Source organism: Mesorhizobium sp. B2-3-15, from assembly GCF_006442875.1.
GTDB lineage: Bacteria > Pseudomonadota > Alphaproteobacteria > Rhizobiales > Rhizobiaceae > Mesorhizobium > Mesorhizobium australicum.
The window spans coordinates 196,705-212,757 of record NZ_VFVO01000003.1 but is presented as its reverse complement, the minus strand read 5'-3'; the positions used below and the strand labels follow the sequence as shown (position 1 = coordinate 212,757).

General features: G+C 63.3%; 14 protein-coding genes. 6 read left to right on the top strand and 8 right to left on the bottom strand.

Translation table 11 applies throughout. From position 1 onward, the window contains the following. Positions 1-15 precede the first annotated feature (15 nt). The gene (locus FJ954_RS08205) at positions 16-720 is read right to left on the bottom strand and encodes a nitroreductase (RefSeq protein WP_023791818.1); all 705 of its coding nucleotides are present in this window, start codon (positions 718-720) and stop codon (positions 16-18) included. Between the two features lie 171 nt (positions 721-891). Between FJ954_RS08205 and FJ954_RS08200 the strand changes: the two genes are divergently transcribed. The 5 genes from FJ954_RS08200 to FJ954_RS08180 all read left to right on the top strand — a co-directional run bounded on the left by FJ954_RS08200 (position 892) and on the right by FJ954_RS08180 (position 8,550). Next, positions 892-1,488: an XRE family transcriptional regulator gene (locus tag FJ954_RS08200; protein ID WP_224682457.1), complete on the top strand. Its 597-nt coding sequence runs from the start codon at positions 892-894 to the stop codon at positions 1,486-1,488. 70 nt (positions 1,489-1,558) lie between these two features. Next, a complete protein-coding gene (locus tag FJ954_RS08195) occupies positions 1,559-4,012 on the top strand; it encodes an FAD-dependent oxidoreductase (protein WP_140661030.1) in 2,454 nt (817 codons plus the stop codon). Beyond that, entirely contained in the window at positions 4,009-4,914 is a 906-nt protein-coding gene (locus FJ954_RS08190) for a homocysteine S-methyltransferase family protein (protein ID WP_015317391.1), read from the top strand. Before FJ954_RS08195 ends, FJ954_RS08190 begins: the two co-directional genes overlap by 4 nt. Then, a complete protein-coding gene (locus FJ954_RS08185) occupies positions 4,907-6,088 on the top strand; it encodes a pyridoxal phosphate-dependent aminotransferase (RefSeq protein ID WP_140661029.1) in 1,182 nt (393 codons plus the stop codon). Before FJ954_RS08190 ends, FJ954_RS08185 begins: the two co-directional genes overlap by 8 nt. Next, entirely contained in the window at positions 6,085-8,550 is a 2,466-nt protein-coding gene (locus FJ954_RS08180) for an FAD-dependent oxidoreductase (protein ID WP_140661028.1), read from the top strand. Before FJ954_RS08185 ends, FJ954_RS08180 begins: the two co-directional genes overlap by 4 nt. Positions 8,551-8,598: 48 nt before the next feature. Here the strand turns inward: FJ954_RS08180 and FJ954_RS08175 are convergent, their stop codons facing one another. The 7 genes from FJ954_RS08175 to FJ954_RS08140 form a co-directional block, all read right to left on the bottom strand. Continuing rightward, on the bottom strand, positions 8,599-9,186 hold the full coding sequence (locus FJ954_RS08175) for an NAD(P)H-dependent oxidoreductase (RefSeq protein ID WP_140661027.1): 588 nt from the start codon (positions 9,184-9,186) through the stop codon (positions 8,599-8,601). After that, positions 9,186-9,767: an NAD(P)H-dependent oxidoreductase gene (locus tag FJ954_RS08170; protein ID WP_181177774.1), complete on the bottom strand. Its 582-nt coding sequence runs from the start codon at positions 9,765-9,767 to the stop codon at positions 9,186-9,188. Before FJ954_RS08170 ends, FJ954_RS08175 begins: the two co-directional genes overlap by 1 nt. Before the next feature lie 205 nt (positions 9,768-9,972). Further along, positions 9,973-11,376, bottom strand: coding sequence for an FAD-binding oxidoreductase (locus FJ954_RS08160; protein ID WP_140661191.1), 1,404 nt, complete (start codon positions 11,374-11,376; stop codon positions 9,973-9,975). Then, positions 11,376-12,677: a cytosine deaminase gene (locus tag FJ954_RS08155; RefSeq protein WP_140661025.1), complete on the bottom strand. Its 1,302-nt coding sequence runs from the start codon at positions 12,675-12,677 to the stop codon at positions 11,376-11,378. The genes FJ954_RS08160 and FJ954_RS08155 overlap by 1 nt, the downstream gene beginning before the upstream one ends. A 3-nt stretch (positions 12,678-12,680) precedes the next feature. Next, entirely contained in the window at positions 12,681-13,529 is an 849-nt protein-coding gene (locus FJ954_RS08150) for an ABC transporter permease (protein ID WP_015317384.1), read from the bottom strand. After that, positions 13,516-14,340: an ABC transporter ATP-binding protein gene (locus FJ954_RS08145; protein ID WP_140661024.1), complete on the bottom strand. Its 825-nt coding sequence runs from the start codon at positions 14,338-14,340 to the stop codon at positions 13,516-13,518. Before FJ954_RS08145 ends, FJ954_RS08150 begins: the two co-directional genes overlap by 14 nt. 11 nt (positions 14,341-14,351) lie before the next feature. Beyond that, positions 14,352-15,356 (bottom strand): ABC transporter substrate-binding protein, encoded by a 1,005-nt coding sequence (locus FJ954_RS08140; RefSeq protein ID WP_015317382.1) that lies wholly within the window; start codon positions 15,354-15,356, stop codon positions 14,352-14,354. Positions 15,357-15,623: 267 nt separating this feature from the next. On the opposite strand from FJ954_RS08140, the gene FJ954_RS08135 reads away from it, so the two are divergent. After that, positions 15,624-16,007 carry a RidA family protein gene (locus FJ954_RS08135; RefSeq protein ID WP_140661023.1) on the top strand — a complete coding sequence of 128 codons (384 nt, stop codon included), beginning with the start codon at positions 15,624-15,626 and terminating at the stop codon, positions 16,005-16,007. Positions 16,008-16,053 lie beyond the last annotated feature (46 nt).

The window sequence follows — 16,053 nt, the reverse complement described above, 5'->3', positions numbered from 1 at the left end:
TGCGCCGACGGGAGCCTATTCGCTGAACCTCACCCATTCCTCGAGCGGCTCACGTTCTGTGCGGAAGGCGTTCTCGGGCTTGGAAGTGTCTTCATAGCCGAGCGCCATGCCGCAGACGACGATCTCCTCGTCGGGAATGCCGAGCACCGGCCGGATCTGCCGGTGATAGGGCGCGAAGGCCGCTTGCGGACAGGTATGCAGACCCCTGCCCCGCGCCGCGACCATGATGTTTTGCAGGAACATGCCGTAATCGATCCACGAACCCTGGTTGAGCCGGCGGTCGATGGTGAAGATCATGCCGACCGGCGCGTCGAAGAAAACGAAGTTGCGGTCGTGCTGGGCGCGCATCTTGTCGACTTCCCTACGGCCTATGCCGAGCGCGCCGTACAAGCCGAACCCGTTGGCACGGCGGCGGGTGAGATAAGGCTCGAAGAACTGGGTGGGATAATAGCGATATTCGTCCCAGTCGGCTTTTTCCGCGCGGATGCCGGAATTCATGATGGCATCCGTGATCCGCTGCTTGGTCCCGCCCTTGGTAACGTAGACGCGCCACGGCTGCATGTTGGTGCCGGAAGGAGCGCGCGCCGCAACAGTCAGTATGTCACGGATCGTCTCGTCGTCGATCATGTCGGGCAGAAATGCGCGCACCGAACGGCGCGACATGATCGCATCGTCGACGATTTCGGCGTCAACCGCGATTCGAGCCTTCTTTTCCAGCATGGGCCGTCCCTTAGCCATGTTCTCGATCGGACGTCCCCACTCGCCGCTCGCGGCGGAGGCTTTGCATGAACCGTCAAAATCCTGCAAGCAAATCTTGAGCATTGGTGAAAATCTACTTGATTTTTTCATGAGCTTCATTTCTCATGAAATTCGACTGAAAATTTTCATGAAGTGAGCGATTTGGCCTCCCCTACCGCACGAACATTGCAGGGACCTGACGAACGAGTGCTGGCCGGCGACATCAGGGCATTGCGCCGGGTGCGCGGGCTTACGCTGGCCGAGATCGCGCTGAAACTTGGCCGTTCGGTCGGCTGGGTAAGCCAAGTCGAGCGCGGCCTGTCGACGCCGTCGCTCAGCGACCTCAGGGCCTTCGCCGAGTTGTTCGGCGTGCCGATCAGCCTCTTCTTCAGCCATGACGTGCCCGTGGAAAGCGAGCGCGGCGTGGTGGTACGCGCAGGCAAGCGCCGCACGCTTGGCACCAGCGAATCCGGCCTCGTGGAGGAGCTTCTGTCACCGGACCTCGGTGGTACTTTCGAGATGGTGCGGTCTGTCTTCGCGCCGGGCGCGGAGTTGAAGAACGAGGCCCGCCGGCCGACCGAGGAGGCCGGATACATCGCGTCCGGGCAGTTCGACATCGAGATTGCGGGCGTCTGGCACCGGCTTGGCGAAGGCGACTCCTTCCGCTTCGAAGGCAAGCCTTACCGCTGGCGCAATCCAGGCAGCGAACCGGCGGTTGTCATCTGGGTGGTTTCGCCACCGGTCTATTGATGCATGTCGCCGACGACATGCATCCATAAAGCAAAAGAAGCGCGGCGCGCTTGAAGATTGGGAGAAGAACATGGCGGGTTTGCCGAGCACGGCGCGCGTGGTGATCATCGGAGGTGGCGTTGTCGGCACCTCGTCGCTCTATCACCTGGCCAAGGCCGGCTGGACCGACTGCGTGCTCCTGGAAAAGAACGAGCTGACCTCCGGCTCGACCTGGCATGCGGCCGGCAATGTGCCGACCTTCTCCTCCTCCTGGTCGCTGATGAACATGCAGCGTTATTCGACCGAGCTCTATCGCGGCCTGGCCGACGCCGTCGACTATCCCATGAATTACCATGTCACCGGCTCGCTCAGGCTCGCCCACACAAAGGAGCGCATCCAGGAATTCCAGCGCGCCAAGGGCATGGGCCGTTACCAAGGCATGGACATAGACGTGATCGGGCTCGACGAGATCAAGCGCCGCTACCCCTTCCTCGAAACGCATGAGTTGAAGGGCGCGCTGTACGATCCGAGCGACGGCGACATCGACCCGGCACAGCTGACGCAGGCGCTGGCAAAGGGCGCGCGCGACATGGGTGCGAAAATCATCCGGTTCTGCCCCGTGACAGGCGTGCGCCGCGAAAAGGACGAGTGGGTGGTCGAGACACCGCAAGGCGAGATCCGCTGCGAGATCGTCGTCAATGCAGCCGGCTACCGTGCCGCCGAAGTCGGCAGGATGTTCGGCCGCGAAGTGCCGATGATGGTGATGAGCCACCAGTACATTTTGTTCGAGGAAATCCCCGAACTCGCCGCCTGGTCGAAGGAACAGGGCAAGAAGCTGCCGCTGCTGCGCGACGTCGATACTTCCTATTATCTGCGCCAGGAAAAGGCGGGCATGAATCTCGGCCCCTATGAGCGCAATTGCCGCGCGCACTGGGCCACCCACAACGACCCCATGCCGGACGACTTTTCCTTCCAGCTCTTCCCCGACGACCTCGACCGGCTGGAACATTATCTGGCCGACGCCGTCGCCCGTGTGCCGATCCTTGGCACCGCCGGCCTCTCCAAGGTCATCAACGGCCCGATCCCTTATGCGCCGGATGGCAATCCGCTGATCGGGCCGATGCCCGGCGTTCCCAACGCCTTCGAGGCTTGCGTCTTCACTTTCGGCATCGCCCAGGGCGGCGGTGCCGGCAAGGTGCTGGCCGAATGGGTGACGCAAGGCCAGACTGAATGGGACATGTGGTCGTGCGATCCGCGCCGCTTCACATCCTTTGCTTCCGCGCCGGACTATTGCGTGGCCAAGGGCATGGAGATCTACGGCAACGAATACGCCATCCAGTTCCCGCGCCATGCCTGGCCGGAAGGACGTGACAGGAAACTGTCGCCGATCCACGATCGCATCAAGGCGCTGGGTGCCCGTTTCGACGCCTATAATGGCTGGGAACGCGCTACCTGGTACGCGCGGGACGGCGACGACGTCTCCGAGGAAGCCACGCTGACCTTCCGTCGCGACGGGCCTTGGCAGCAGCGCGTGCGCGAAGAGTGCCTGGCTGTCCGCGACGCCGCCGGCATCCTCGACCTGCCCGGCTTCTCGCGCTTCAATCTCGAAGGCCCTGGTGCCGCCGAATGGCTGAGCCGACAGGTGACCGGCCTGGTGCCGAAGCCCGGCCGCATCGGCCTGGTCTATTTCTCCGATGACAAGGGCCGCATCGTCACCGAAATGTCGGTGGTGCGCCATGGCGAGGAGTCCATGACGCTGATCACCGCGGCGGTGGCACAGTGGCATGACTTCGAATGGCTGAAATCGCACATGCCCGGGGATGCGGCGTTCAAGCTGATCGACCGGACGGAAGAATTCTCCACGCAGATCCTGGCCGGTCCCAACTCGCGAAAAATCCTTGCCGACATCTGTGACGCCGACCTGACCTTGCCTTGGCTGACGCATCAGGAAACCAGGATTGCCGGGCGCTGGGCCAGGCTGGTCCGCGTCTCCTTCGCCGGCGAGCTCGGCTGGGAGATCCACACCAGGGTCGACGACACTGCCGCGATCTTCGATACGATCTGCGCTGCCGGGCAGAATCATGGGCTGAAGCCGTTTGGCATGTACGCACTGGATTCGCTGCGGCTCGAAAAAGGCTACCGCACCTGGAAGGGCGATCTGTCGACCGACTATTCGATCCTGCAGGGCGGTCTGGAGCGCTTCGTCAAATGGGAAAAGCCCGATTTCCGCGGCAAGGCGGCCCTCCAGAACGAAAAACAGCAAGGCGTGAAGAAACGCTTCGTCACGCTGGTGGTCGAAGATCCCGGCGATTGCGACGCGCCTTACATGTCGACCCTTTGGCATGACGGCCAGATCGTCGGCGAGACGACGTCGGGGGGCTGGGGCCATCGCGTCGACAAGTCGATCGCGCTCGGCATGCTGCGCGCCGACCTGACCGAACCCGGCACATCGGTTGAGGTCGAGATCTTCGGCGACCGCTTCAAGGCGATCGTGCAACAGGACGAGCCCTTGTGGGATCCCAGGAACGAAAGACTGCGCGCATGAAGAACGTTATCCTCACCGATGGCGGCATGGGCCAGGAGCTGGTGCGGCGCAGCCAGTCCGAGCCGACGCCGCTGTGGTCGGCCAGGGTGCTGATCGACGAACCGGACCTTGTGCGCGGCCTGCATGCCGAATTCATCAACGCCGGCGCCCGCGTCATCACCATTAACACCTATTCGGCGACGCCCGAACGCCTGGCGCGCGAAGGTGCGGAAGACCTGTTCAAGCCATTGCAGAAGCGTGGCATCGAGCTCGCCAGGCAAGCGCGCGACGAGGCCGGCGATGCGGCGATCGCCGGCTGTCTGTCGCCGCTCTTCGGCAGCTACGCGCCGGCGCTGACGATCTCCTACCAGGAGACGCTCGACATCTACCGCCGCATCGTCGCCGAGCAGGTGGACGGTGTCGACCTGTTCCTTTGCGAGACCATGGCGTCGTCGGAGGAAGCGCGCGCGGCGGTCACCGCCGCATCGGAAAGCGGCAAGCCTGTCTGGGTGTCATGGACGCTGGCCGATCACGGCACGCCGCGCTTGCGCAGCGGCGAGACTATTGCGTCGGCGGCCGATGCGCTCGGAAATCTGCCGGTGGCGGCGCGGCTGCTCAACTGCTGCCGCCCCGAGGCGATTGCGGCGGCCTTGCCTGAACTGATCGAGCTTGGCGGCCTGGTCGGTGCCTATGCCAATGGCTTCACTTCCACCGAAGCGCTCAAGCATGGCGGCACGGTGGATGTACTGCATGCCCGCCACGACCTCGGTCCGGATGCCTACGCCGACCAGGCTGTCGGCTGGGTGGAAGCGGGTGCGGACATCGTCGGCGGTTGCTGCGAGGTCGGTCCTGCCCATATCGCCGCCTTGCGCGACCGGCTGCAACAGGACGGCTACGCGATCACGGGAGTCTCACATGCCTAAACCATCATCACGCATCACCGGCATTGTTCCATCGGGCAAGGACGGCTGGGAAGTTCATTTCGCCGCCTGGGCCCGCAAGGAAGCCGGCGAGGACATCATCATGCTGTCGGTCGGCGACCATGATTTCGACACGCCGTCGGAGACGATCGAAGCCTGCGTTGCGGCGGTTCGCGGGAGCAACCATCGCTATACGCCGCTGCCCGGCCTGCCGCGCCTGCGCAAGGCGATGGCGGCGGCCTCCAGCGCCTGCACCGGTGTCGAGACGACGCCGGAAGAGGTCATTGCCACGCCCGGCGGCCAAGCCGCACTTTACGCGGCCGTGCAGGCCGTTCTCGACCCAGGCGACCACGCCATCGTGATTGCCCCCTACTATGCCACCTATCCCAACACCTTCAGCGCCGCCGGTGCCAGTTTCACCGTCGTCGAGACACCGGCCGAGGATGGGTTCCAACCGCGCGCGGACATGATCCGTGCCGCACTCAAGCCCAACACGCGCGCCATACTGATCAACACGCCGAACAACCCGACGGGTGCCGTCTATTCGCGCGAGCGGCTGGAACAGCTGGCCGAAATCTGCCGCGAGCACGATCTCTGGCTGCTGTCCGATGAGGTCTACTGGACGCTGGGCGGCGGCGAGCATGTCTCGCCGCGCTCGCTGCCCGGCATGGCCGAGCGCACGCTGGTGATCAATTCGATGTCCAAGAGCCACGGCATGACCGGCTGGCGCATGGGCTGGCTGACCGGGCCGGAAAAAATGATCACGCTGCTGATCAATCTCAATTTGGTGACGACCTACGGCCTGCCGGCCTTCATCTCCATCGCTTGCGCCGAGGCGCTGGAGCAGCACTATGGCGTCAAGGACATCGCCGAACGCTACGCGGCGCGCCGCACCGTCCTGCTCGATGCGGTGCGCGGCATGAACGATGTCACCGTGCGCGGTTCCGAAGGCGGCATGTATGTCATGCTCGACATATCTGATGTCGAACCCGACGACGAGAAATTCGCCTTCGCCTTCCTCGACAAGGAGAAGGTCGGCGTCATGCCGGGCTCGAGTTTCGGCGAAGCCGCGGCCGGCCATATCAGAATCAGCCTGTGCCAGCCCGAACCCGTGCTCAGGGAAGCAGCCGCCCGGCTGCGCCGTTTCGTTTCCAGCTACCGTCGTGAGGCCGCATGACCGCGAGGAGCCTTCCCACGAAAGCCATCCCCACCAAGGCAAGGGCCGTCATCATCGGTGGCGGCGTCTCCGGCTGCTCGGTGGCCTACCACCTGGCCAAGCTTGGCTGGACCGACATTGTGCTTCTGGAGCGCAAGCAACTGACCTCGGGCACGACATGGCACGCCGCAGGGCTGATCGGACAGTTGCGCGGCTCGCAGAACATGACCCGGCTGGCGAAATATTCGGCCGATCTCTACGTCAAGCTGGAAGCCGAGACTGAGGTCGGCACCGGCATGCGCCAGGTCGGCTCGATCACCGTGGCGCTGACCGAAGAGCGCAAGCACGAGATCTACCGGCAGGCGTCGCTCGCCCGCGCCTTCGACGTCGACGTGCGCGAGATTTCTCCCAATGAGGTCAAGGAGATGTACCCGCATCTCAATGTCTCGGACGTGGTCGGCGCCGTGCATCTGCCGCTCGACGGCCAGTGCGACCCGGCCAACATCGCCATGGCGCTGGCCAAGGGTGCGCGCCAACGCGGCGCCACAATCGCGGAGAATGTGAAGGTCACCAAGGTCCATACGAAAAATGGCCGCGTCTCCGGCGTGTCCTGGGCGCAAGGCGAAGGCCAGGGCACGATCGAGACCGATATCGTCATCAACTGCGCCGGCATGTGGGCGCGCGACCTCGGCGCCCAGAACGGCGTGAACATCCCACTGCACGCCTGCGAGCACTTTTATCTGGTCACCGAGCCGATCCCCGGCCTTGGCCGCCTGCCGGTGCTGCGCGTGCCGGACGAGTGCGCCTACTACAAGGAAGACGCCGGCAAGATGATGCTCGGTGCCTTCGAGCCGGTGGCCAAGCCATGGGGCATGGACGGCATCCGCGAAGATTTCTGCTTCGACCAGTTGCCGGAGGACATGGACCATTTCGAACCGATCCTCGAAATGGGCGTTACCCGCATGCCGATGCTGGCGACCGCCGGCATCCACACTTTCTTCAACGGGCCAGAAAGTTTCACCCCTGACGACCGCTATTATCTCGGCGAAGCGCCGGAGTTGCGCGGCTACTGGATGGCGACCGGCTACAATTCGATCGGCATCGTCTCGTCGGGCGGCGCCGGCATGGCGCTGGCGCAGTGGATCAACGATGGCGAAGCCCCGTTCGACCTGTGGGAAGTCGACATCCGCCGCACTCAACCCTTCCAGAAGAACCGCCGCTATCTCAAGGAACGCGTCTCCGAAACGCTCGGCCTGCTTTATGCCGACCATTTCCCCTATCGCCAGATGGCAACCTCGCGTGGTGTGCGCCGCTCGCCCCTGCACGAGCATCTGAAGGCGCGCGGCGCCGTGTTCGGCGAAGTCGCCGGCTGGGAGCGTGCCAACTGGTTCGCCCGCGAAGGCCAGGAGCGCGAATATCGCTATTCCTGGAAGCGGCAGAACTGGTTTGATAACCAGCGCGAGGAGCATCTGGCGATCCGCGACAAGGTCGGCCTGTTCGACATGACGTCGTTCGGCAAGATCCGCGTCGAGGGCCGCGACGCCTGCACCTTCCTGCAAAGACTCTGCGCCAACGACATGGACGTGGCGCCGGGCAAGATCGTCTACACGCAAATGCTTAACCAGCGCGGCGGCATAGAGAGCGACCTCACCGTGTCGCGGCTTTCGGATACGGCCTATTTCCTCGTCGTGCCGGGCGCCACGCTGCAGCGCGACCTCGCCTGGCTGCGGCGGCATGCCGGCGACCAGTTCGTCATCATCACGGACGTAACCGCCGCTGAAAGCGTGCTCTGCGTGATGGGCCCGGATGCGCGAAAACTGATCCAGAAGGTCAGCCCCAACGACTTCTCCAACGAGAACAATCCGTTCGGCACGTTCCAGGAGATCGAAATCGGCATGGGCCTCGCCCGGGCGCACCGCGTCACCTATGTCGGAGAGCTCGGCTGGGAGCTTTACATCTCGACCGAACAGGCCGCCCATGTCTTCGAGGCCATCGATGAGGCCGGTGCCGATGTCGGGCTAAAGCTCTGTGGACTGCACACGCTCGATTCCTGCCGCATAGAAAAGGCTTTCCGCCATTTCGGACACGACATCACCGATGAGGACAATGTGCTGGAGGCGGGCCTCGGCTTCGCGGTGAAGACGGCCAAGGGCGATTTCATCGGCCGCGATGCCGTGCTGAAGAAGAAGGAGGCCGGATTGGACCGCCGCCTGGTCCAGTTCCGCCTCAAGGACCCGCAGCCTCTGCTCTTCCACAACGAAGCGATCCTGCGCGATGGCAAGATCATCGGTCCGATCACTTCGGGCAATTACGGCCACCATCTCGGCGGAGCGATCGGGCTGGGCTATGTGCCGTGCCAAGGGCAGAGCGAGGCGGATGTGCTCGCCTCGACTTATGAAATCGAGATCGCCGGCGAACGGTTTGCGGCTGAGGCATCGCTGAAACCGATGTACGATCCGAAATCGGAACGGACGAAGATGTAGCGGCGCTTTTTCCTTCTCCCTCGTTCACGGGGAGAAGGTGCTAATCTTTCAAAACCGCTCCAACTTCGCCCGCACCTTGACCAGAAACGCCGCTCGCGTCTTCGGCGTCGAGGCGTCCATCAAATAATGCGCCAGGAAGAACGTCTTGCAGCGCCTGGCGCACAGCGCCCGCATGCCGCGCAGCAAGGTCTTGCGCCCGGGCTGGCCGACGACGACGCTCCACCAGGTCGGCGCGCCGCAAGTGGTGATGACGCCGACCTTGGTGACATGCGTCATCAGCGACTTGATCCCTCCCCTGCCCGCCGGCAGCTTGAAGGCGACATCGGTCGCCCACACCCGGTCGAGCCAGCCCTTCAGCATCGCCGGCAGCCCGTACCACCAGGTCGGGTAGACGAACAGGATCGCCTCGGCCCAGTTGAGCAGTTCGAAATGCGGTTTCAGCGCCGGATCCTGCGGCGCCTGACTATTGTAGGTACGCCGCTCCTCGCAACTCATCACCGGATCGAACTTTTCGGCGTAGAGGTCGAGCAGCCGCACGTCCCAGCCTCGACGCGTCAGCACATCCACGGCGATGTCGCGAATGGCGGCGCAGAAGCTCTCCGGCACCGGATGGCAATAGACGACAAGCGCACGCATCAGAATGCATCCATGCTGGCCGCGACCTTCGCCGTGAAGGACTTCCGGGTTTCATCGGTCGACAGGTTCATCGAATAATGCGCGAGGTAGGTCACCGGAGCACCCGGCTTTACCGTGGCGCGCAGCATGCGCTTGATCAGTTTTCGCGGCGGGTCGCCCATCAGAAAGGCGCGGAACCGGCTGCCGCCATAGGAGGTGACCGCCGCGACCTTTCTTATGTTGTGCAGCGACGGCTCCACCTTGCCGTCGACCAGCTTGAACGACACGCCCGGCAGGAAGACGCGATCGAAAAACCCTTTCAGGATCGCCGGGAAACCGTAATTCCAGACCGGATAGGAAAGCACCAGCGCATCGGCCCGCAACAGGCGCTCGACGTATGGCGCCGCAGGATCCCCGGGACCGCGGAAATTGTGATAATCCAGCCTCTCCCTGCGCGTCAGACGCGGATCGAAATCCTCGCCGTAGAGATCGCAGTCATCGATCGAATGGCCAGCCATCGTGAGCCGCTCGACGATCATCCGGTGCAGGCCGGCATTGAAGCTGGTCTCGACCGGATGGGCATAGAGGACGAGGATTTTCACGGGAGGATATTCCGCAGGTCGGCGCGAGGCACCCCCCTCTGGCCTGCCAGCCATCTCCCCCGCAAGGGGGGAGATTGGCAGCTTAAACGCTGCCGCCAACCTGCCACGCTGACAATTGGCGAAAGCAATGAGGCAGTCCGATCTCCCCCCTTGCGGGGGAGATGGCCGGCAGGCCAGAGGGGGGTGTTCAAGCGCGAACTTCTCCTCATCCGGTCCTCTGCAACCCCTTGAACAGGAACGTCCGGCCCGAACGGTAGTCATAGTCCGGGTTTTCCCAGGCGATCATCTTGCCGGGATTGAGCAGGCCTTGCGGGTCGGTCTCGCGCTTGAAGGCGAGTTGCACCGCGTCGGTCTGCTTCATGCCGCCCTCTTCCAGCGTGTAGCGGTGCGGGTTGAAGATCGGGCAGCCATTTTCCTCATGCAGGCGGATGATCTCGTTAAGCCGCGCCTCGGTGGTGAACTTGACCAGCGGCAGGCCGAAGCAGGTGATGTTGCCATCCAGCCGCACGAATTCGAGATGCGAGAACACTTCGCCGGGAAACATCGCATCCATTTTCTCTACCAGCGCCAGCTGGTTGGGAAAGGGATAGAGCGACTGCAGGTAGGTGACGGCGGGGTCGACGCGCAGCGCCCGGAGCGTCGTGTGGTTCCAGGCCAGCTCATAGGCCGGCGGCAGGCCCTTTTTCTCCTCCGGCGTCGCCGTGGTGGCGTTGTAGATCACCTCACCCCCGGCGCGGCGCGTAAAGGCCAGAAAAGCATCCAGCCCATGTTGCGCCACCATGACGACGCAGATGCTTTGACCTTCCCTGAAGAATTTCTGGTGCCGCTTGAAATAAAGCTGCGGCACGGGTGCCGCGACCGGCGTGATCAGCTTGGTCAGGATGCCGTCCTGGCAGGCCAGCGCATTGCCATAGCGCGCCGCATCCATGAATTGGTCGAAGCCGACGATGACGTCGATCCAGTCATAGGCCGCCGTCAGCGGCATCTCGACTTCCGAGATGATGCCATTGGTGCCATAGGCGTGGGTCACCTTGTGCAGGTCTTCGCCGGTGAGTTCGAGCACCCTCGGCTCAGCCTCCATCGTCACCACGCGCAGGCGCAGCACATTGCCGACATCACGCAATCCGCCGAAATTGATCGAGCCGACACCGCCGGAGCCGCCGGCGATGAAACCGCCGATCGAGGCGGTGTTGTAGGTGGAGGGCGACAGTCGCAGCTCCTGCCCGGAATGCGCGCGCGTCGCCTTGTCGATGTCGGACAGGACCGCGCCCGGTCCGGTCACCACGCGCCCCGGCGCGATCGACTTGATCTCGTTCATCTCGGCGAGATTAAGCACCACACCGCCCGAAAGCGGCATTGCCTGGCCATAATTGCCGGTGCCGCTGCCGCGCGGCGTCACCGGCACGCCATGGCGATGACAGGCGGCAAGCACGCGCATTAGTTCGGCTTCGTTCCTGGGCGTCACGATGAGGTCGCCGGTGACATGGTCGAGCTGTTGTTTCAGGACCGGACTGTACCAGTAGAAGTCCCGGCTCTTCTGCTGGACGATGGCCGGATTGTCGTCGAGCTTTATCCCGTCGAGATCGCGTTTGAGCGCCGAAACATCCATCATTCCACCATCAGCTCGTCGAGTTCGGCATAGTCGGGCAATTGCCGGTCTATCGCTCGCCCCGCACGCACGACGATGCGATCCGATTCGGGGCGCGACAGCAATTCCGTCCAGCTTCGACCTTTGAACAGCACGAAGTCGGCATCGCCTCCGGCGGTGAGCGTGCCGAAGCCATCGAGCCGCATCACATGGGCCGGCGTCGCGGTGACCGCCTGCGGCCAGTCGCCGACCGGATGATCGAAATGCAGGACGCGCGTCGCCATGCGGTAGACCTCCAGCATATCGAGATCGCCATAGGCATGGAAGGGATCGCGCGTGTTGTCCGAAGCGACGGCCACCGCAATGCCCCTCGCCTTCATCTCATGCAGCAGCGTCACGCCACGCCAGCGCGGTGTGGTTTGGTCAGTGCGACGGTCCTGCAAATAGAGATTGCACATCGGCAGCGACACGATTGCCAGCCCGGCCTTCGCCACCTTGTCCAGCGTGTCCAGCACCTCGAGATCGGGCTGGCGCGCCAGCGAGCAGCAATGGCCGACGAGGATGTTGCCCTCGAAGCCGTTCCACAGCGCCGCCTCGGCGATCTTCTTCAGCGAGATCGCGGCGATGTCGTCGGTCTCGTCGGCATGGAAATCAAGGTCGAGCCCGTGCTTGATTGCCTGCGCGAAAACGTGGTCGAGCAGCTCTTCCAGGTCCGGCACCATATAGGTGACGACGCCCAGCACGCCCTTGGCGGCGGCTACGCGTTTGGCCAGCCTGTCGAACCATTTCTTGTCGCGCACGCCCTCGATGCCGAGCAGGCAGGCACCCTGCAATTCGATGCGGCCACGCCATGCCTCGCGCATCGTCTCGAACACGGGCCAGGAGATTTCCTCCTGCGGCGCGACGCTGTCGATATGAGTTCTAAGCGCCCTGGTGCCATGCGCGTAGGCCGAGCGCAGCGAGAAATCCATGCGACGCGCCACATCCTCGGCGCTCCAGCGCGCCACACGGTCGGCGCCCGTGGCGTTCAGAGCGCCCATGAAGCTGCCGTCTGGATTGGGCTTTCGTGGCCAGATATGGCCCTTGTCGATATGCGTGTGGCAGTCGACGAAACACGGCAGCACGATACGGCCGGCAAGGTCGATGACGCCCGCCGGTAGCTTCGATGCGGCCTGCGCGGCGATGCTGGAAATCTTGCCGTCCGCGACGGTAATGTCGGCAAGGGCGAAACCGTCGCTGTCGAAGGTCGCAGCCAGACCAAGCGTGACAGATTGATGAACACGCGCGTTGGCAAGGCGGTAAGAGCCAGAGGCTGGTATCAAGGTCTACCGCTCCTGCTTCAGCGCGCTTTCGTGCCAGCGCCGCAAAATGAGATGCGAAATCAGCGACAGCACGAGAAAGATCAGGATGCCTGTCAGCGATATCAGGAACAGCGCCGCGAACAGCCTTGGCGCGTTGAGCCGGTAACCCGCTTCGATGATGCGCGAGGCAAGCCCGGACGACTGGCCGGTGGCGCCGGCGACGAACTCGGCCACCACGGCGCCGATCAGCGACAGGCCGCCGGCGATCTTCAGCCCGCCGAGAAAATACGGCATGGCCGCCGGCAGCCTGAGATAGCGCAGTTGCTGCCAGCGCGTCGCGCCGTTGAGCTTGAACAGGTCGCGCAGGTTGCGGTCGACCGAGTTGAGGCCGAGCGTGGTGTTGGACAGGATCGGGAAGAAGGCGACGATCCAGGCGCAGAGCAGGAGCTTGGTCGTCTGGTTGTCGACATAGATGTTGATCAGTGGAAAGATCGCTACGATCGGTGTCACCTGCAGCACGATGGCGAAGGGGAAGAACGACATCTCCACCCATTTCGACTGCGCGAACAAGACCGCCAGGCCGACGCCACCGACCACCGCCAGCAGCAGGCTGAGGAAGGTGATGCGCAAGGTGACCAGCAGTGCGGAAAACAGCAGGCCGGCATCGTTGTAGAGCGTTGTCAGCACAACGCCGGGGCGCGGCAGGATGTATTGCGGGATCTCGTTCCACACGCAGATGCGGTCCCACAGCCAGATCGCCAGGATCATGATCGCCAGCGGCAGAACCCAGCGGCCGATCCGCTCAAACCGCTCCTGGCGCACGCGGCGCGCTTCCTCGGGGTCGAGTTTCAACGTGCCGTCAATGGCCGTCATGATGCGAGCCCACCGTTGAATTGATGGCATTGACCAGCACATCCGAGGCTTGCCGGCAAAGGGCCGCATAGCCAGGCGAAGTGCGAAACGCCTCATCGCGCGGATAGGAGGCCTCGATCGCGAGTTCGTCGAACACCCGCCCCGGCCGAGCCGCCATGACGACGACGCGGTTGGAGAGAAACACGCTTTCGAACACACTGTGGGTGACGAAGACGACGGTGAAGCGCTCGTCTTGCCACAGTTCCAGCAGGTCGTTGTTGAGCTTGAAGCGGGTGATCTCGTCGAGTGCCGCGAACGGCTCGTCCATCAACAGCACGCGTGGCTTGGTCACCATGGCGCGCGCGATCGAGACGCGCATCTTCATGCCGCCGGAGAGTTCGCGGGGCACGGCGTCCTCGAAGCCGGTGAGGTGCACCCGCGCCAGCATCTCCGTTATCGCTGGGGCGGCCTTGGCGCGGGAAATGCCTTTCAGCCTGAGCGGCAGCCAGACATTGTCGAAGACGCTGGCCCAGGGCAGCAGCGTCGGCTCCTGGAAGACGAAGCCGATATTGGCACGGTCGAGCGAGCCGCCGCCGCGCCAGTCGAGCACGCCGGATGTCGGCGTCGACAGGCCGGCAATCAGCCGCAGCGCCGTCGACTTGCCGCAGCCCGACGGTCCGAGCAGGCTGAGGAAATCGCCTTCCCGGATCGTCAGGTCGACATCGCTGAGCGCCGTCACGCCGTTGGAAAAGACCTTGCCGACGCCACGCAGCGCCAGCAAGGTCGGAGCCATGTCCGAGGCGGGCGTTTGCGCCACCTGTTCCCGCATCATGCCGGGCCGGCCTATTTCTTCAGCTCGAGCCCGACCCCCTTGTTGATGAAGGCCAGCGTGTAGGCTTTCGTGATGTCGATGCCTTCAGGCGTGACCTTGGCCTTGACCATCTTGTCGTAGAAGCTCTTGATACGTTCTTCCTTCATGGCGCCGATGCCGAGCTTCTCGGTGTCGCCGGAATCGGCCAGGCCGAACTTCTTCATCTGCTCGATCGAGAAGGCGATCTGCTCGTCGCTCATGTCAGGATTATCTTTCTTGATCATGTCGTTGGCGGCCTTGTTGTCGCCGTAGAGATACTTGTACCAGCCCTTGGCCGAGCCATCGACGAAGCACTGGACCACCTCAGGCTTCTTGTCGATCGTCTCCTGCATCACCTCGATCGTAGTCGAATAGGTGTCCCAGCCGTAGTCGGCGAGCAGGAACTGGTTCGGCACGAAGCCGCCTTCCTTCTTGACCGCGAACGGCTCCGAGGTGACGTAGCCCTGCTGGATCGACTTCTTGTTGGCGAGGAAAGGGGCGGTGTTGTAGGTGTAGGGGACGCGCTTTGAAGCGTCGAAACCGAGCTCGATGACCATCCACTGGAAGAAGGTCTGCACGCCTTCGTCACCCAGAATGTACTGCTCGGCGTTCTTCAGGTCTTCCCATTTGTCGAGCCCCTCGCCTGGGTGGGACATGATGACCTGCGGGTCCTTCTGGAAGTCGGCTGCCACCACACGCATCGGAATGCCTTGCTGGACGGCGTCGAAGGCCGACAGCAGATTGCCGCCCATGTAAAAATCGATCTTGCCGGCGAGCAACATCGGCCGGCCGCTGACCTGCGGGCCGCCCTGCATGATGGTGACGTCGAGACCGCAGGCGGCGTAGGTGCCATCGGCCACGGCCTGGTAATAGCCGCCATGTTCCGGCTCGGCGAGCCAGTTGGTGCCGAAAGTGACTTTTTCATTCGCCGCCGCGCCCAGCGTGCTGGCCGCAAGCAGGGCCACCACCGCGGCCGAAATCTTCTGTTTCACGTACATTGACACCGCCCTTTATTTGCACCGGCGCGTTGCGCGCCGTGCTTGACACCAAAGATTCAAGAAGCAAGACACATGCCACCGGCGTCGCGCGCCGGGACCCGCCCGCCTGCACCACAGCCATCTGCGAAAGCCGGAAAGGTCGTGCTGCACCGAAGGGCATCGTGCCTATTTTTTGAACGCCTGTCCACAATCGCACCGGCGACATGCACCACCATCTTGATGGTGCAATGCATCCGGCCTTAGGCTGGCGATATCCAGGAGATTGCCATGTTCAAATTCCTTACCCCTAAGTCGATCAAGCCACCCTTTGCCCGCTACAGCCACGGCGTCGAGGTGCCGGCCGGCAAGCGTCTGGTGCTGTGCTCGGGTCAGGTCGCCATCACGGCGGACGACCAGATACCGGAAGATGCCGGCGCGCAGGCCGAACTCTGCTTCAGGAACATCGCGGCGGTTCTGGGCGAAGCCGGGCTGGGACTTGGCGACATCGTTCGCATCAACGCCTATGTCACCGACCGCGCGCATCTGCGGCCCTACATGGAGGTTCGCGACCGGCTGTTTTCGTGCCCGGCGCCAGCCTCGACGCTGATGATCGTTTCCGGCTTTGCCCGGCCCGAATTCAAGGTCGAGGTCGAGGCCATCGCGGCCGGGTGATCGACAGGCCGGCCGCACCGCGCTAGGTCTGACCTGCTCATTTGAA